This window comes from Bacillus sp. FSL R5-0820 (genome assembly GCF_038593385.1).
Lineage (GTDB): Bacteria > Bacillota > Bacilli > Bacillales > Bacillaceae > Bacillus > Bacillus altitudinis.
The window spans coordinates 2,210,484-2,227,276 of record NZ_CP151991.1; the positions used below are offsets into that span (position 1 = coordinate 2,210,484).

General features: G+C 41.0%; 22 protein-coding genes and 1 riboswitch. Of the genes, 6 read left to right on the forward strand and 16 right to left on the reverse strand.

The window, feature by feature from the left end; all coding sequences use genetic code 11:
* Window positions 1-164: 164 nt before the first annotated feature.
* Window positions 165-599 carry a transcriptional regulator MntR gene (gene mntR / locus NST15_RS11320; protein WP_003215946.1) on the reverse strand — a complete coding sequence of 145 codons (435 nt, stop codon included), beginning with the start codon at window positions 597-599 and terminating at the stop codon, window positions 165-167.
* Window positions 600-684: 85 nt separating this feature from the next.
* A complete protein-coding gene (locus NST15_RS11325; RefSeq protein ID WP_017357972.1) occupies window positions 685-1,521 on the reverse strand; it encodes a biotin/lipoate A/B protein ligase family protein in 837 nt (278 codons plus the stop codon).
* Window positions 1,522-1,740: 219 nt separating this feature from the next.
* On the opposite strand from NST15_RS11325, the gene NST15_RS11330 reads away from it, so the two are divergent.
* A complete protein-coding gene (locus tag NST15_RS11330) occupies window positions 1,741-2,121 on the forward strand; it encodes a rhodanese-like domain-containing protein (protein WP_024718853.1) in 381 nt (126 codons plus the stop codon).
* A 39-nt stretch (window positions 2,122-2,160) separates the two neighbouring features.
* Here the strand turns inward: NST15_RS11330 and gcvPB are convergent, their stop codons facing one another.
* The 3 genes from gcvPB to gcvT are packed head-to-tail and all read right to left on the reverse strand — an operon-like array spanning window position 2,161 to window position 6,074.
* A complete protein-coding gene (gene gcvPB / locus NST15_RS11335) occupies window positions 2,161-3,621 on the reverse strand; it encodes an aminomethyl-transferring glycine dehydrogenase subunit GcvPB (RefSeq protein ID WP_017357973.1) in 1,461 nt (486 codons plus the stop codon).
* Window positions 3,614-4,960: an aminomethyl-transferring glycine dehydrogenase subunit GcvPA gene (gene gcvPA / locus NST15_RS11340; protein ID WP_017357974.1), complete on the reverse strand. Its 1,347-nt coding sequence runs from the start codon at window positions 4,958-4,960 to the stop codon at window positions 3,614-3,616. The genes gcvPB and gcvPA overlap by 8 nt, the downstream gene beginning before the upstream one ends.
* A gap of 16 nt (window positions 4,961-4,976) precedes the next feature.
* On the reverse strand, window positions 4,977-6,074 hold the full coding sequence (gcvT, locus tag NST15_RS11345; RefSeq protein WP_019743009.1) for a glycine cleavage system aminomethyltransferase GcvT: 1,098 nt from the start codon (window positions 6,072-6,074) through the stop codon (window positions 4,977-4,979).
* A 203-nt stretch (window positions 6,075-6,277) separates the two neighbouring features.
* Window positions 6,278-6,385, reverse strand: a riboswitch (glycine riboswitch).
* A gap of 250 nt (window positions 6,386-6,635) precedes the next feature.
* Between gcvT and NST15_RS11350 the strand changes: the two genes are divergently transcribed.
* The 4 genes from NST15_RS11350 (at window position 6,636) to NST15_RS11365 (ending at window position 9,836) form a co-directional block, all read left to right on the forward strand.
* Window positions 6,636-8,306: an SNF2-related protein gene (locus NST15_RS11350; protein WP_165378916.1), complete on the forward strand. Its 1,671-nt coding sequence runs from the start codon at window positions 6,636-6,638 to the stop codon at window positions 8,304-8,306.
* A gap of 14 nt (window positions 8,307-8,320) precedes the next feature.
* Complete coding sequence (locus NST15_RS11355; protein ID WP_035702783.1) at window positions 8,321-9,118, forward strand: YqhG family protein; 798 nt, start codon at window positions 8,321-8,323, stop codon at window positions 9,116-9,118.
* A gap of 184 nt (window positions 9,119-9,302) precedes the next feature.
* Complete coding sequence (locus NST15_RS11360; protein ID WP_008342197.1) at window positions 9,303-9,467, forward strand: anti-repressor SinI family protein; 165 nt, start codon at window positions 9,303-9,305, stop codon at window positions 9,465-9,467.
* Window positions 9,468-9,500: 33 nt separating this feature from the next.
* Complete coding sequence (locus NST15_RS11365) at window positions 9,501-9,836, forward strand: helix-turn-helix domain-containing protein (RefSeq protein ID WP_017357978.1); 336 nt, start codon at window positions 9,501-9,503, stop codon at window positions 9,834-9,836.
* Window positions 9,837-9,903: 67 nt separating this feature from the next.
* Here the strand turns inward: NST15_RS11365 and NST15_RS11370 are convergent, their stop codons facing one another.
* From NST15_RS11370 to tapA, 3 genes are read right to left on the reverse strand one after another with little or no spacing between them, the layout of a single operon-like run.
* On the reverse strand, window positions 9,904-10,704 hold the full coding sequence (locus NST15_RS11370; protein ID WP_035390805.1) for a TasA family protein: 801 nt from the start codon (window positions 10,702-10,704) through the stop codon (window positions 9,904-9,906).
* A 58-nt stretch (window positions 10,705-10,762) separates the two neighbouring features.
* A complete protein-coding gene (locus NST15_RS11375; RefSeq protein WP_017357979.1) occupies window positions 10,763-11,335 on the reverse strand; it encodes a signal peptidase I in 573 nt (190 codons plus the stop codon).
* Between the two features lie 49 nt (window positions 11,336-11,384).
* Window positions 11,385-11,912, reverse strand: coding sequence for an amyloid fiber anchoring/assembly protein TapA (tapA, locus tag NST15_RS11380; RefSeq protein ID WP_050827403.1), 528 nt, complete (start codon window positions 11,910-11,912; stop codon window positions 11,385-11,387).
* Between the two features lie 252 nt (window positions 11,913-12,164).
* Between tapA and NST15_RS11385 the strand changes: the two genes are divergently transcribed.
* Entirely contained in the window at window positions 12,165-12,491 is a 327-nt protein-coding gene (locus NST15_RS11385; RefSeq protein ID WP_048001387.1) for a DUF3889 domain-containing protein, read from the forward strand.
* 33 nt (window positions 12,492-12,524) lie between these two features.
* Here the strand turns inward: NST15_RS11385 and NST15_RS11390 are convergent, their stop codons facing one another.
* Genes NST15_RS11390 through comGA form a run of 8 tightly spaced genes read right to left on the reverse strand, consistent with a single transcriptional unit; the run spans window position 12,525 to window position 16,731 of the window.
* A complete protein-coding gene (locus tag NST15_RS11390) occupies window positions 12,525-12,713 on the reverse strand; it encodes a YqzE family protein (RefSeq protein WP_017367591.1) in 189 nt (62 codons plus the stop codon).
* Between the two features lie 60 nt (window positions 12,714-12,773).
* Window positions 12,774-13,157 carry a competence type IV pilus minor pilin ComGG gene (comGG, locus tag NST15_RS11395; protein ID WP_058214152.1) on the reverse strand — a complete coding sequence of 128 codons (384 nt, stop codon included), beginning with the start codon at window positions 13,155-13,157 and terminating at the stop codon, window positions 12,774-12,776.
* Window positions 13,154-13,651: a competence type IV pilus minor pilin ComGF gene (comGF, locus tag NST15_RS11400; RefSeq protein WP_342498540.1), complete on the reverse strand. Its 498-nt coding sequence runs from the start codon at window positions 13,649-13,651 to the stop codon at window positions 13,154-13,156. Before comGF ends, comGG begins: the two co-directional genes overlap by 4 nt.
* On the reverse strand, window positions 13,593-13,907 hold the full coding sequence (gene comGE / locus NST15_RS11405; protein ID WP_058214150.1) for a competence type IV pilus minor pilin ComGE: 315 nt from the start codon (window positions 13,905-13,907) through the stop codon (window positions 13,593-13,595). The genes comGF and comGE overlap by 59 nt, the downstream gene beginning before the upstream one ends.
* Window positions 13,891-14,337, reverse strand: coding sequence for a competence type IV pilus minor pilin ComGD (gene comGD / locus NST15_RS11410; protein WP_057079312.1), 447 nt, complete (start codon window positions 14,335-14,337; stop codon window positions 13,891-13,893). The genes comGE and comGD overlap by 17 nt, the downstream gene beginning before the upstream one ends.
* Window positions 14,330-14,623, reverse strand: coding sequence for a competence type IV pilus major pilin ComGC (gene comGC, locus NST15_RS11415; RefSeq protein WP_057079311.1), 294 nt, complete (start codon window positions 14,621-14,623; stop codon window positions 14,330-14,332). Before comGC ends, comGD begins: the two co-directional genes overlap by 8 nt.
* Window positions 14,624-14,639: 16 nt before the next feature.
* On the reverse strand, window positions 14,640-15,680 hold the full coding sequence (comGB, locus tag NST15_RS11420; protein WP_342498541.1) for a competence type IV pilus assembly protein ComGB: 1,041 nt from the start codon (window positions 15,678-15,680) through the stop codon (window positions 14,640-14,642).
* Window positions 15,661-16,731, reverse strand: a complete 1,071-nt coding sequence (gene comGA, locus NST15_RS11425; protein ID WP_224558453.1) for a competence type IV pilus ATPase ComGA — start codon at window positions 16,729-16,731, stop codon at window positions 15,661-15,663. The genes comGB and comGA overlap by 20 nt, the downstream gene beginning before the upstream one ends.
* Window positions 16,732-16,793 lie beyond the last annotated feature (62 nt).

Sequence of the window (16,793 nt, forward strand, 5' to 3'; positions counted from 1 at the left end):
GTGTCCTTTCAGCGTGTAGACAAACCCTCGCATTCGGTGTCAGTCCGGTGCTCACGAATGTCAAATTCGCTCCGCTCCGATGCTCGTCCTTCCTTGACTGCAAAGGTTTTCTTTTACGCTGAGTTGAAAATCTGAAAGGACACCTTCGCCAGGTGTCCTTTTTCTTAAGATTCTTGATTTGTTTGTTCGTTTTTCTTTTGAATCGCTTTCAGCTGAACAGATCGCTCATCGTTTTCTTCAAAGAATTGGACGAGGTCGCCAATACGGTCAATGCTGTTCCAGCTGAGATGATGCTCAATACCTTCTACATCATCATAAATTTTCTCTTCATCTACACCAATGATTCTTAAAAATTGCTCTAGCAGTTCATGTCTGTATACGAGACGTTTTCCAATTTTTTTGCCTTTCGGGGTTAAAATTAGACCACGATATTTCTCATAAATGAGGTATTCATCTTTATCTAGCTTCTGAACCATTTTTGTTACAGAGGAGGGATGGACAGCGAGGGCTTCTGCAATATCAGATACTCTTGCATATCCTTTTTCTTCTATCAGCATATAAATTTGTTCAATATAATCTTCCATACTAGGTGTAGTCATAAAACCCCTCCAAAATGCACCTTTACTTAATAATCATAACAATTCTACACCATCGCCCATTAAAAAACAAGAAGAGTCCTTCGTCTTAACGCTTGTAATTCCAATCATCTGTGGCGTATTTCGTTTTGGCGAGGTGATGAACAAATGCCAACTCTTCATCTGTCAGCTCATAAGGCACAAGCTCGATATTTAATCCTTTTTCAAATCCTCGTTTAAATGCAACACGCGCATCGTCTATCGTACATGTTCGATCTGAAATTTCATTGATCGCCACCGCTTTGTTTTTAAAGCTGCGCTGCATCCGCTCTCTCACCCGATCGTTTGGATAAAGAAATAAATCAAACAATTTATCCTCATCAAGATCAATTAAAATCGAGCCATGCTGGAGGATCACACCTTTTTGTCTTGTTTGCGCACTGCCTGCTACTTTTCTGCCTTCTACAACAAGCTCGTACCATGAAGGCGCATCAAAACATACAGACGATCTTGGATTTTTTAAGCTTTCTTTTTCTTTTTCTGTACGAGGAATAGCAAAATACGCATCGAGTCCCAGTTCTTTAAAGCCCTCTAAAATCCCTTCTGAAATGACGCGGTATGCCTCTGTCACCGTCGCCGGCATCTCTGGATGCTCTTCTGATACGATCACACTGTAGGTCAATTCCTGATCATGAAGAACGCCGCGGCCTCCTGTAGGCCTGCGGACAAATCCAAGACCATAGCGCTCAACCGCTTCCATGTTGATTTCTTTTTCAACATGTTGAAAATATCCAACAGATAATGTCGCTGGATTCCAACCATAAAAACGGATCACAGGCGGGATCAGCTTCTCACTATGCCAATAAAGCAAGGCTTCGTCCATGGCCATGTTAAAGGCAGGGTCTTGGTTTCCTGTATCAATGAAACACCATTTCTCTTTTTGCATATAAAATCCCTTCTCTTTTACGTAGTCAATGTTAGATGATGGTGGTGACCACCGATTTTCTCTCTTCATCAGTCTATCAAATAGGGAAGGAATTGAAAATAATTCTTACCATTTATGATGACAAGTTTCTTTTGCTTTACTATAATAGTATTTGTCTAAAACGTACCATCAGACAGGTGACTGTGCTGATGCTCAAGAAGGAGTCGAGTCGTATTGCCAATATTCAACTATATCGTCCTCTCACTTTGTGGACTTTTCGTTCTTTATTCCATCGGCAGTTACATTTATCAGCAGCGCATTATGAAAACGCTGACGGAAGCAGAATTTATCAAAGGTTACCGCAAAGCCCAACTCATTGATGTGAGAGAACCAAATGAGTTTGAAGGTGGACATATTTTAGGCGCAAGAAACATTCCCCTTTCACAATTAAAGCAGCGCAAAAATGAAATACGCCCTGACAAGCCTGTTTATCTCTATTGCCAAAATAATTTGAGAAGCGGAAAGGCTGCTCAAACGTTACGTAAAAATGGCTGTCGTGAGATTTATAATTTAAAGGGCGGCTTTAAAAAATGGGGCGGCCGCATTAAAACAAAGAACTAACAAAAAAGACTCTGGGAGCTATTGCCCCCATGAGTCTTTTTATTTTCTTTCAAAAACTAGCACTGGATTCCGTGCTGCCTTTGTTTCATCCATTCGTTTCACAACGGTTGTATGTGGTGCTTCCTGTACGATTTCTGGGTTCTCTTCCGCTTCTTTTGCGATTTGAATCATCGCTTCAATAAATGCATCAAGGGTTTCTTTTGATTCTGTTTCAGTTGGTTCAATCATGATACATTCCTCTACATTTAGCGGGAAGTAAATTGTTGGCGGATGATAGCCAAAATCAAGTAATCGTTTGGCAATATCAAGTGTCCGCACACCTAGTTTCTTTTGACGTTTACCTGAAAGGACAAATTCATGCTTACAGTGGCGGTCAAATGGCAAATCATAATGAGCACATAAGCGGCGCATCATATAGTTTGCATTCAACACCGCATGATCAGTTACAGCCTTTAAGCCGTCTGGTCCCATAGAGCGGATATACGCATACGCTCTGACATTGATGCCAAAGTTGCCATAGAACGGTTTCACACGGCCGATGGATTCTGGACGATCGTAATCAAAGAAATAACGATCATCTTTCTTCACAAGCACTGGCTTTGGCAAATATGGAATCAAATCCTTTTTCACGCCAACTGGACCTGAACCAGGGCCTCCTCCTCCGTGTGGACCTGTAAAGGTTTTATGAAGATTTAAGTGAACCACATCAAATCCCATATCCCCCGGTCTTGCTCTGCTTAATACGGCATTTAAGTTCGCTCCATCATAATAAAGCTTCCCGCCTGCTCCGTGGACGATTTCAGCCATTTCTAAAATATTTTCTTCAAAAAGGCCAAGTGTATTTGGATTTGTGAGCATGAGAGCCGCCGTTTCTTCATTGACAACACGGCGCAGGTCGTCTAAATCGACAAGCCCGTGTTCATTAGATGCCACCGTAATCGTTTCAAATCCAGCTACTGTTGCAGATGCGGGATTTGTCCCATGAGCAGAATCAGGCACGATGACTTTTGTTCGTTTATGATCTCCTCTTGCTTCATGGTATGCACGAATCATCATGAGCCCCGTCCATTCGCCATGTGCTCCTGCCGCAGGCTGTAATGTCACAGCGTCCATTCCTGTAATTTCTTCTAAATGGTCACCTAAATCATAAAGTAACTCTAATGCACCTTGCACAGTGTCTGCCTCTTGAAGTGGATGCACATGCGAGAAGCCTGCAAGACGTGCCACCTTTTCGTTAATCTTTGGATTATATTTCATCGTACAAGAGCCTAGAGGATAAAAGCCAGAATCGACCCCGTGATTACGTCTAGATAATGCTGTGTAGTGACGCATAATATCCAGTTCAGAAACCTCTGGCAGCTCCGCATCTTCATGGCGGATATACGTTTCATCAAATAAATCTGGGAGCTTCTCCTCAGGTACGTCTAAATCAGGCAGGCTGTAACCAATTCTTCCTTCTTTGGATAATTCAAAAATAAGCGGCTGATCTTGTTTATTCATGACGATCCCCCAATTCCTTGATGAACGTATCAATTTCTTCTTTTGTTCTTAGTTCTGTCACAGCGACAAGCATATGCTGCTGAAGCTCTGGATAATCCCGTCCCAAGTCATATCCGCCGATGATTCCTTTTTCAAGTAATCGTTTATTGGCTTCTTTCACAGGTTCATTCAGTTTCAACACAAATTCATTAAAATGAGCGCCCTCTATTTCAGCCTGTAACCCGTGTTTTTCTGCCTGCGTCTTGGCATAATGGGCTTTTTGTACGTTTTGATAGGCAATGTCTTTGATACCTGTTTTTCCAAGCGCCGTCATCGCAACAGAAGCGGCTAACGCATTTAATGCTTGGTTTGAACAAATATTTGAAGTCGCTTTGTCTCTTCGGATATGCTGCTCGCGCGCTTGAAGGGTCAGCACAAATCCTCGCACACCGTTCTCGTCTTCTGTTTGTCCGACTAAACGCCCCGGCACTTTCCGCATTAATTTTTTCGTCACAGCGAAATATCCACAATGAGGTCCGCCAAATGCAGCTGGAATGCCAAATGGCTGCGCATCACCAACGACAATATCTGCTCCAAGCTTTCCTGGAGGTGTCAGTAAACCAAGTGCAAGCGGGTTACTTGAGACGATGAACAGACTTTTCCCTTTATGTGCAATCGGTTCAATGTCTTTTAACGGTTCGACAACACCGAAGAAGTTTGGGTATTGTACAAGGACCGCTGCTGTTTCCTCGCAGACAGCTTCTTCTAATGCAGCTAGATCGGTCTGACCTTTTCGCGCAGGTACCTCGACGACTTCAATATGCTGTCCTTTCGCATATGTTTTCAGCACCGCTCTTGATTCAGGATGAACCGTTTCAGAGACCACAATCTTTTTCTTCTTTGTATGTCCTGCAGCCAGCATCGCCGCTTCAGCTAATGCCGTTCCGCCATCATACATCGAGGAGTTGGCAAGATCCATACCGGTCAGCTCAGCAATCATTGTTTGAAATTCAAAGATTGCTTGCAATTCACCTTGAGAAATTTCAGGCTGATAAGGTGTGTACGCTGTATAAAATTCAGAACGTGAAATCACATGGTCTACAATCACAGGCTGGTAATGATCATACACACCAGCACCTAAAAACGAGGCATAAGCCACTGTATCTTTATTTTTTGCAGCAAGACGAGACAATTCCCGCACTAGCTCTGTTTCAGATGCGGCTTCTTTGATGTTGTACGCACCTTTGAATCTGACTTTCTCTGGGATATCTGAGAAAAGCTCATCAATTGACTGAACACCGATGACATCCAGCATTTCTTTTTGATCTTGCTCTGTTTGCGGCAAATACCTGTGCTTCATCCTCTATTCCTCCTCGTTATTTGGCTCTTTTATAAAATGGTGTGGCGACGATTTTGGCTTTTAGACGTTTTTTACGAACTTGCACTTCCACTTCTGTCCCAAGCTGCGCCTCTGATGTTTCAATCAAGGCAAGCCCAATATTTTTCTTTAATGTTGGAGATTGTGTACCGGTTGTGACTACACCAATCTGCTTATCTCCTGAGAAGACTGGATAGTCTGTCCGCGGAATCCCCTTATCTATCATTTCAATCCCGACAAGCTTTCGCTTCGGTCCTTCTTCTTTTTGTTTTTTAAGTGCATCTTTTCCGATAAAATCTGCTTCTTTATCCGTTTTAACAGCAAAACCAATGCCGCCTTCTAAAGGAGAAATATCCTTCGTGAGCTCTTGGCCATAAAGCGGAAGTCTTGCTTCAAATCTTAAGGTGTCACGTGCACCGAGTCCACATGGAATCAGTCCTTTCGGCTGTCCGGCTTCTAATAAAGCGGTCCAAAGGTGAACAGCATCTTCTGACTGGCAGTAGATTTCAAAGCCATCTTCTCCTGTGTAGCCGGTTCTTGATACAAGCACCTCTTTTTGCGCAATGATTGCTTTTGATAAAAACGTAAATGGCTTCAATGACGTTACCTCTTCATCCGCAACATCTTTGATGATGTCAGCAGCAAGAGGTCCTTGAAGGGCTAACAAGGCGGTTTGATCAGAGACATTTTTAATCGAAACGTCTTCCTCACCTTGATGTTTCAGCAGCCAATCCACATCTTTTTCAATATTTGAAGCATTGATCACAAGCAAATAGTTGTTCTTTTCTTTTTGGTAGACGAGCAGATCATCCACCGTTCCGCCATCTTCATAACACATGGCTGTATATAGTGCCTTACCGTCTGTCAGCTTTGACAGATCATTGGTTAATAACCTTTGTAAAAAAGGAAGGGCTCCCTGACCTGTGACTTCCACCTCACCCATGTGAGACACGTCAAACAGTCCTGCTTTTGTTCGAACAGCTTCATGTTCTTCTTTAATGGAAGAAAATTGGACAGGTAATTCCCAGCCCCCGAAGTCAATGGTTTTTGCGCCAAACGTTTCATACGCATGAAAAAGCGGTGTTCGTTTCAACATCAATCGTTTCCCCCTTTTTTCTTACAGTGCACATCACAAGCTGAATTTTCAGAAAAAAATCACAGCAAAAAAGGACAGAGCGCTCCCTTTTATCAAAAAGAAGTCTCTGTCCTTGCACCTGAAAGTTTACAGCACAACATCATTGTGCGTTTTCCCCTTTGGTGGTTTGCTAAAAATCGCTGCGCAAACACTCTCCAGAGTTGCGTCCGGTAAGAGTACTTTTGCCTGAGAGATTCACTGAACCAATTCAGCTTGCTCCTTCGGCGCCTGTCAGTGCAAAATAACCGCTAGGTCTCTCCCCATACCATCATCCGCTCATATTCTTCACCTTTATTGGACATACTATCAAAATGGGTGACTTATTCTCTAGATCACTTACCAACATCCTACCATTAGAAATGGATGAAGAGCAACAGAAAAATCATTAACATTTTTAAAATAATCATTCATTATCGTTCGCTTTTATTGATATATAACATCTTTTAAATCGCTATCAAAAAATGAAGCGTTTAAAAACAGAACGATTTTATCATCACTCTACCAGAAAGGCAGGCGGTCACATTGAATATTCAAACGATATTTGATCAAAAATGGGCAAGTGAATTTCAAAAGCGGCTTACAGCAGACGGTCCCTGGGCGAATTGGGATATGTACCGTTTAGCAGCACAGGTACAAAAAGTGACAGCCATTGATTCATTTGAAGGACTGCAAGCACCTGCGCACCTGCCTGCATTTACTCCTTTAAAACACCAGCTCGAAGTCGCTAGAAGAGTCGTAGAAGAGATGAATGGGAAAGCCATTTTAGCAGATGAAGTGGGTCTTGGAAAAACCGTTGAAGCAGGACTGATTATCAAAGAATACATGATTCGCGGACTTGCCAAAAAGATTCTCATTCTCGTACCCGCCTCCCTTGTGTCCCAATGGGTACAAGAACTGCGGACGAAATTTTACATAGATGCTGTCGAGCAAAAGAAGAGCTATGTGTGGGAGCAGTGCGATGTTGTGGTTTCCTCAATTGATACAGCCAAAAGACAGCCGCATCGAGACACGATCTTATCCATCTCCTACGATATGGTCATTATTGATGAAGCACACAAACTGAAAAACAATAAAACGAAAAACTATGAGTTTGTGAGAAATTTGAATAAAAAGTTCTGCCTACTGCTCACAGCCACACCTATCCAAAATCGGATAGGAGAAATTTTTAATCTCGTCTCGCTGTTGAAGCCAGGCCATTTAGGTAATGAAACACAATTTAAAGACCTCTTTGCCAAAAAAGATCTTCAACTTGAAGACCATGACCGGCTAAAACAGTTAGTCAATAAAGTCATGATTCGGAACCGGAGACAAGACACTGGCATCGAGTGGTCAAAGCGTCATGTGAAGACACTTTCTATTGATTTCTCCCCAACAGAACAAGCATTATATGATGAAATTTGTAAGTTAAAAGAAAACCCTTCCTATACGAAGCACATGTTTTCAATTATGACCTTAGAACGAGAATGCTGTTCGAGCCGTGAGGCCGTCTATATGACCATCAAAAAAATGCAAGAAGAGGAAAAACACATTCTAGGCGCTTCTGCTATGATGCAAATCATGGAGAAAATCAACCAGGTAGAACAAAATTCTAAAGCACTTGAAGTCGTTAAACTCATTCAGCAATTAAATGAAAAAGTCATTATTTTCACTGAATACCGTGCGACACAAATTTATTTACAATGGTTTCTCCAGCAAAACGGCATCAGTTCGGTCCCTTTTCGAGGCGGGTTTAAACGGAGTAAAAAAGACTGGATGAAAGATTTATTTAGAGAGCGGGCGCAAGTGCTCATCGCGACAGAAGCAGGCGGCGAGGGGATCAACCTTCAGTTTTGCAACCAAATCATCAACTACGACCTTCCGTGGAACCCAATGCGCTTGGAACAAAGAATTGGACGTATTCACCGGCTCGGTCAGGAGCGGGATGTTCACATTTACAATATGGCAACCAGCGGAACAGTCGAAGAACATATTTTAAAACTTTTATATGAAAAAATTCAGCTGTTTGAAAACGTCATTGGCGATCTAGATGATATTTTAACCCGAATTGATATCCAAGATGCTGAAACAGAATTGCATCAAATTCTCTTCCAGCACGAGTCTGACGTAGACATGAAAAAGAAATTAACCCAATTTGCTTCCTATTTAACAGAAGCACAAACACCGCTTTTAGAAGAAAGACAGCAAGGTTCATAAAGGAGAGTTGACCAATGGAGCAGCGCGAGATTCACACATTTCTTCTCCGTTTCTTTCAGGCAAATCAATGCGACATACTTGAAGAAAGTGCAGGGCACCTGACCGTACAACTGACAATCGAAATGGATAAATTGATCATGAACCGTCCTTTTTATTGGCATTGGCTCGAAAAAACGGGAGGCGTACCTGAGCCGCGGCAATTGACTTTGATCACCGATCAAAAAAAAGCTGATGACTCGGTCGAAGGAGAATTTGTCCACTTCGGCTCCCCTCGTTTATTCCAAATATTCGAGGCTGTGAAACAGCAAGGCCGTTTTATTCGGCTGTACGAAAAAGTCAGACCGCTCACAAACAGCCAGATCGCACTGGAGCCGTGGCTTGGTCTCAATGTCAAAATATCCTATCTGGCAGACCGTAAAAAAGATAAACTGCTGTCTCTTGGACTTCATCTAATACGCGGAGAAGTCATCGAACAATTTCAAGAGAAGCTGGAAGCGCGTGAGCTATCGTCTCAAATTCCTGATTATTGCTTCACAATGAGTACGATGATTAAGCCAGAGAGCGGCGTCAAACGGCTTTACAGCCTGATGGAACGTTATGCCAATGAAGAGCCGGATGATTGGGCGGTAAGAGCTGTTCAAAAGTGGAAAGAAGACTCGGAACTTTTAAACCAATTTTACGAAGGGACTTCAGACACATCTGTAGAATATGAAATAGAAAGACAAGCACTTAAAACTTTATACGAACCAAAAATCAGTCTTACGATTGAAAATGGCGGACTTTTTTACTTACAGCAAAAAAGAGGAGGCTGACTTAGCGAGTCTCCCTCCCTTTCATGTGATATCAAATTTTCGATCAATCAAAAGCAACGTTTGTCTGTTTGTATTGGGCGGAAACATGACGCAAGCAATCTATGAGGTCTTATCACCTGTGTTTTTCCATTTCATGCGTTAAGTGCCTGAAATACACGATTCAGTATTTTAGGAGGGTATTTGTATGGAAAAGAAAACGAAGTTATTAGACAGTGAATGGGTTCAATTATTACGCGAAGCGCGCAAAGCAGGACTAACAGTTGAAGAAGTCCGTCATTTTCTCAAATCACGCGAAAAGTCCTCTGAGTCTCCCCCTATGGCAAGAAGTCATTCTATCAAACCTTTCTGAATGTGCTATAATATCGAAAGGAAGGTGATGACATTGATTGGCCAGCGTATTAAACAATACCGCAATGAAAAAGGCTACTCACTATCAGAACTGGCCGAAAAGGCTGGGGTAGCGAAGTCTTATTTAAGTTCAATAGAAAGAAACTTGCAAACAAACCCCTCCATTCAATTTCTTGAAAAAGTCTCCGCTGTTCTGGACGTCTCGGTTCATACACTGTTAAACGAAAATGATGAAACCGAATACGATGGTCAATTAGATAGTGAATGGGAAAAACTAGTTCGAGATGCAATGACATCAGGGGTTTCGAAAAAGCAATTTCGTGAATTTTTAGATTATCAAATCTGGAAAAAAAAGCAAGAAGAGGAGTAATGCGCATGTTTTAGCGCATACTCCTCCAATTGCTATGCAGATCTTGTTATCAGTCTAAAGACTGACTTTATTTTTTATCTTCGCTGTGTGCTTTTTCGTTTTCTTTCACGTAGCCTTTTTCATCCGTATGCTTTTTTGGATTGATCGTTAAACCATTCCACTGAGTCGCTTCGAAGGAAAGATCAATTTGAATCGCATCGCCTTGGTATTTATTTTGGATATAGTGACCCGCTTTATCCTTCGTCTGGTCATTGACAAATTCAATGATCATTTCCATTTTATCGTAATCAAACGGATTCTTTGGAATGCCGTCATACTCTGGAGCTGTTGACCCATCAACGGTGGCAACATTAATTTTACCACTTTCATGTAAAAACTTCTCATCGACGGCATGACGAAGCTTTTCAAATGCGGTCTGATCCTGCTTTGACGTTAATAGATGCAGGTCAAGCAGGTTTGCATGGTCTAAAATAATATTTTTCGGGTATCCATTCCCACCTTCGGCTCCAACCGTTAGAACACTCACCTGAAATTGGCTGAGGAATTCTTCAGCTGTATTCTTCCCGCCATTTTTCGCTGATGTTCCATCTTGAAATTGGCTGTAATCAAGACTCATCAGGACTTGATTAATTGCAAGAGACCCTTTATTTTCAAAATTAAATTCCTTCTTTATACGGTCACCGGGTTTTATGTTCGCAAGGTTGATGGCGCCGGAATTCTCTTTTGCAGATAGATTCAGCTCTCCTGTAGAGTAGACCGCGTTTGCCGTCTCAACATCATTAAATGCAGCCCACGTTCCCCCTCCAATTAAAGCAAGACCTAATGCTCCCGATAAAACACCTAAACGAATTGATTTTTTCATTGCCATGATTGAACCCCCTAATAAATTGTTTTATTGAAACCTGATTTAGGTTACAAACGAAAATTTATGCTTGTTCCTCTGACATATGTAACTCAGCCGTATGTCTTCGATGTTTGGCAGCACCAACAAAATGAATGGTTGAATAAACAAGCAGCATCACCCCTGGAATAATGAGCAAAAGAGCGGTCCCAGCAGAAGTTCCTGCATACGAAAGAAGCTTTCCTGCATAAGGAATGTTCACTCCCGTATACTGCGCAGTCACTTGATTCGCTTTGACGAGCGTGCCGTCTTGATACATATTGTGGTCTCCTTTTGTCTCAAAGGCTTTATTTACTCCTTTTCCTTTCACCCCAACAATGCGGTGAGTCACAAAGGATTGGTCTTGCTTCGTTTGAAACGTAATAATATCCCCTTTTTTGAGTGTTTCAGGTGAGGTGACATGTTTCACGACAATCAATGAACCAGTCGAAAATTCCGGTTCCATTGATCCAGATAATACTTGCTTGAACTCATAACCAAAGATCTGAGGATCTCCACCTGTCGTCCTTGATGACAACACGACAATAATACACACAATCATCATCGTGAAGACCAGCGCGTAAAGAATACTCCCAGACATTTTCATCCATTTTTTCATACCTTTCTCCCCTTTACATATCATGTTTCATTCAGCAGGCAAACCCTATTTAGGACGCCTTTTCTTGACAGTTCGAAAGCTGCATATGTTGAGACGTAAAGAATGGCTTTTCAGAACCACCAAACCCTTTAGGATAATAGATTTTAAACAAATAAATTCCATTTGTTTTTGCTTTAACTGCCGTGACAGTCGTCGTTTCTTCTGATGAGAGGGACTGTATAGCACCTTTTTCAATAACATGGCCATCTTGTAATGGCATCTGAGCACTCTCTACTTTATACAGTTCCCACTTCCATTCAGAGTGCGCGATGGGTTGTCCAATATTTTTTAGTGACATGCTCAACTTTTGAGGCGCACAGACTGTCCCCTCAATAATCGTTTGATCGATCAGTTTCAAATGGCTTCTATCCCATTTCTTCAGCTGGCAATGCTGATCTGTCTCTTCGAAATTTTCACATGTTTTCATGACAAAATTCGAATGCTCGACATCGTTAAAAGAAGCATTAGTAGACGTAATAAAAAAAGAAGTGAAAATCAAACAAATAGCACAAAATAGTACAAAGAGCGGCTGTTTCATTGATTCTTTCAACTCCTTGAACAATTGTTCTTTAAAAAGAACGATTACACTCAGTATAAGGAATTACCTATAAAATCCAAAACGTCAAATTAGTCCATTTTGTTCTTAAACAAGAACATTACCGAGAAAATTCTTCCATTTTCTCATTCTTTCGCCATATTCAATATTTTTTTCTGTGACATTTGTACTTCTTAAAAATTTACATAAAAGTGCAGGATTTGGTCAGGATAATAATTGGTGAGGTGATGTTAGTTGAAATATGGAAGAATCATGATCATGCTCAGTTTACTGTTAAGCCCTTCGATCCAAAGCGCCCATCTAACGGAGGCAAAAGGAATCACTGCTGCCGCAGATCAATGGGAAACAAGGGCAGTCAAAGAAGCAAAAAAACGGTATCCGTTAGCACATGTTTTATTCAAACAAAAAGTGTGGGATCGGCACCGGGAGAAAGAATCCGTGAAGCAATATCATATTACGTTGAAAGATCAGGCCAAAGAATTTGGGGTATATGTCACCATTTCCTATAACCCATACTCGAACAAGGTCAATAAAGTCATTGTTGTCGAAGAATACAGCTAAAATGGCATTAAAAAACCGCCTGCTGGCGGCTTTTTACTTTTTTCGATGACGTTTTTTTAGCATCATTGAGAAGCCAAAAGGCAGAACACCAAATAAACGCTGAGAAAATGGTGGTTTTGTCTCCATTTTTTCCTGTTTATGTTCTTTCCGCTCATCACGTGGTGTATTCATGTATTTAATGATTTCCTGCGTCATATATTTTACGTAATCATTTGTCTTCATCGAACACTCACCTCTTCTTCCTTAAAGTGTTACCAAGAAGAGTATCGTTTTATACACTCGCTAATAAGTGCTGATCCATTGATTGATTTCTCCTGTCTCCCCATTCATCTCTAGTTCCCGCTCGTCAGTTACACCCCCCTTTGTTTCGATGTTAACCAAGAGGCGGACTAGCTTTTTTCTGTCATCGCACCCAATTCGCTTCAACGTCACTCGACCTTCTTCTGTGACAATTGGGCTCAATGGCTGATCACAAATCCGATTTAATTTGTTTGCGGCTTCAATTAGACCCATTCGAAATAACTGCTGTTTTTGGTAAAAAGAAATCGTGAGCTCTGCACTTTTCAACTCTTTTTGAAACCCAATGGTCATTGAGCCTAGAATCAATAAAAATAAAAGAATGACAGCAAGTACGTGAGGATAAATAAACCCGTCTTCTCTTTTCACGTTTTAGGAATCACTCCTTTGTAAGTGAAAAAAACAGCTTCATGTACTTGACCAAATAAATCTGTGACTTGGAGAGTGGTGGTTTGCTGTTTTGTTCTTACATGGAATTGTTTCACCTTTTGTAATAAAGGGAGATGACCTGCCTGATCCGTTCGTTTACGAAGCATCTCTTGATATGGCTCAATCGTCACCACTCGCCCTTGATTTGAAATATACTCCAGTGCTGTTCCATTTTTCACAGCTCTTACAGCGACAGCACAATTTAGATCCTCCTCTAATTGCAGGACTGTTTGTTTCCACTCCATTTGCGAAAATTTGTTGATTTCTGCAAACGGATGAGTTTTTTCAACAATTGATAAAAGCAGCATGCAGCCAAAAGAAAGAAGCAAAAATAGCTGCAATTGCCATATTGCTTGAGCGAGTGTAAAGCCTTGTTCATCGCTCCAAATGTCGAAAGCAAATCGTCTTCTTTTTTTGTACTTTGTATGAAACACATCCCTTCTCCTGACCCCAAATGAATTCATATGTGATCTCGCCTCGTTTCTTTGTACTTGTTTTCTTTTGACCTTCTATAAAAGCTTTATTCATATACTCATGTAAAATTTGATAAGCTTCCAGTTTGCCTCTTAATTCTTCTTTCCCTATTGTCAGTTTTTCAAAGGATGGCACGAGCACAAGAGCAGCAAATAGAAAGAGATGGCAAGAAAAGAGCATCTCAAACGTACTAAATCCTTTATTGTTTTTGAACATGAATCCGCCCGCTCCCTAAGTAAATCGTGAGTTTATATATTTGACTGCCAAATTGAACAATGAGAGAACCGCCGCTATTTGGATGTCCGTTTTTATTAAAGTGAAGGCCTTGTTGGAATGTAGAGTGCTTGATGGTACCTTTTTTGTGTGCATGAGAAACAATGATCTGCTTACTATTCTGCTCGATGACTTGATAAGATACATTGGTCGGGTGAAACTCAACAGTTACTCGTGTTTTTTTAATAAATGCAGTATAAGATGCCAATTGAAGATCTTGTTTTAGCAAGTTCACTTGCTTTTTTGCTTCAGCACTTTCTAATATTTTGGGAACTTTTCCACCTATTATCGATAATAAGATAGAGAAAATCATGACGATCAAGAGCTGCTCAATGAGTGTAAATCCTTTCTCCTGGAAAAGCGATTTATTCATTTTTCACATCCCCGTTTTGAAGGAAAATTGCCTTTCCATTCGGACAAGTTAATCCCTTTTTGACATAGCCTTCTTTTTCTAATTCAGCTAAAGATGGCGTCTTGCCATCATGCTCTAATTCATATGCCATTACCTGTGTACTCACCATTGATTTCAGCCCTTCACAGCCCTTTGCTTGAATGCTTTGATGATGCCGAGTGATATTTGGAATGGTAATCAATAAAAGAATGGAGATCACAAGCATGACAATTAACATTTCTAACAGGGTAAATCCTTTATCATTCATGCCTTAGCCCTCCTTTTCACACTTGTTCCATTAGTTGATACATTGGTAAGAGAATAGATAAATACACAATGAGTATAAGAAATGCTGTTAAGCCATAGATGACAGGCTGCAGCCATGAAACCCATTTTTCAATTTTCAATTCTGCATTCTCTAAAAGAAATTGACTATATGTGTACATTTCTCTTGCTAGCATTCCGCTTGCTTCCCCATGATTGATGACAGCTGCAAAATGCCTTTCGAAAAAAGGGGACCGGCTTATTTGATCTTCCATACTCTCACCCTTTCTTAACTCTCCTATCATTTGTTCAGACATTTCTTGAAGGAAGGGTAAATAGGTCTGCTGTTTAAAAGCTTGCAAACTTTCGTAAATTGATAACCCAGCTTGGAGAAGTCCACTTAGCTGAAGAGAAAAAAGATACGTATGCATCAGCTGTACCCCTTTAAATAACACTGGCAGCCTGCTGATGACTTTCAATTTCTCAAGGGTCGATTTTTTCTTAAAAAAGAGCTCATAATATCCAAAAAGACAGATACATATACAACCGATCATGAGCAGCAAAGCGTGTAGGAATTGGAAGAGGCCAAACATCCCTTGAATGAGCCATGACATGTTTGTATTCATAGATGAATATAATAAAGAAAATTGAGGGACGATCATTTGCTGAACAATGATGAGCACAACAAAAACCGTAAACATAAGAAAAATTGGATATCGTAACATACGCTTGAATGTGTCTACCTGCATGATTTTTTTCTCTAGAAAACGGGCGCTTTGTTCAAGAGCTCGCGCTAGGCTGCCATGTTTCTCTGAAAAACAAAGAATAGCGACGGCTTCCCGCTGAAAATGAAGTCGCTCAAGTACAACGTAAAAAGGCTCCCCTTCAAGCAGCCACTGAATGCCTGGCGTTAATCGCTGCTGCTGTTTTTTTGATAACTGAATATTCACCATCGTTAGTGCATCAACCAATGTATATCCGGCTTGAATCAATTGAGCCAGTTTCGATAAGAATTCAGCTTGTTCTTTTTTAGACCAGGCTTTAGAGGCTCGCTTCTTCATAAACCCATCGATGATATGTGCTTTTTGATAAATAGCCGAGTGCCACTCCTTTCCGAATTAATCTTTGGAGTGTTTCGTATGACGAATGAGCGTATTCTCCTTTTGCCTCTTTGATACACTCACCAAGCTCCTTTCCGTAAAGCAATTCAAATACATTTGTTCGTCTGACTGGCCGATTTAGTTTGCAATAAAGCTCACACGTTTCGCCGCAAAATGGACATGCGAGTTCGATTAACCGCTGAGCAGCAATGGCAACCATTGTTTGTTCGAGTTCATTCATCGTCACACCAAATTCCAGCATTCGATAAAGAGCTCCTTTTGCATTTTTTGCATGCAGTGTGCTCATGACTAAATGACCTGTCAAAGCTGCTCTAATAGCTGTTCTGGCTGTTTCCGCATCTCTTATTTCTCCAAGCACAATCATATCTGGATCATGTCTTAAAATAGCGCGTAAACCTGCCGCATACGTGATACCAGCTTTTTCATTTACTTGAACCTGCAGCACTTCTTCATTTCTTGTTTCCACAGGATCTTCAAGGGTAATGATATTTCGATTAAAATGTTTTTTGGCAAACTGAATCAATGAATAAAGTGTTGTCGTTTTCCCTGAATTTGTTGGTCCAGTAAATAAAATGAGCCCATGCGAATGATTCAGAAACGATAATAATCTCGCTGAAGCCTTCGGGAACAGTGACAAATACTTTGTTTTCGGCACATGATCCTGCGGTAAAATCCGAATCACTAGACTTTCATCATTTACAGTCGGTAGTGTAGAGAGCCGAACAAACACTTGACCGCGTCTTAGCATCACAGCCAATGACCCATTTTGTGGTCTCCTTCTTTCACCAATATCCATAGAAGATAAAAATTTGAAATGAGCAATGAGCCGCTCTCCGCTCTTTTTGTCAATGATCCGCTGCTGAATGAGGTCAGCGTCTACACGAAAAGAGACTGAAGCTTCCTTTTCTCTCGGAACAATATGCACATCAGATGCTCTCATGCGGCATGCATCTTCTAGCAGCTCTTGTCCCAAATATTCAATACCATACAAGTGGTTCACTCCTTTCAGTGACCCCATTGTATGATGGCGAAACGTACCTGACAAAAGCGTAT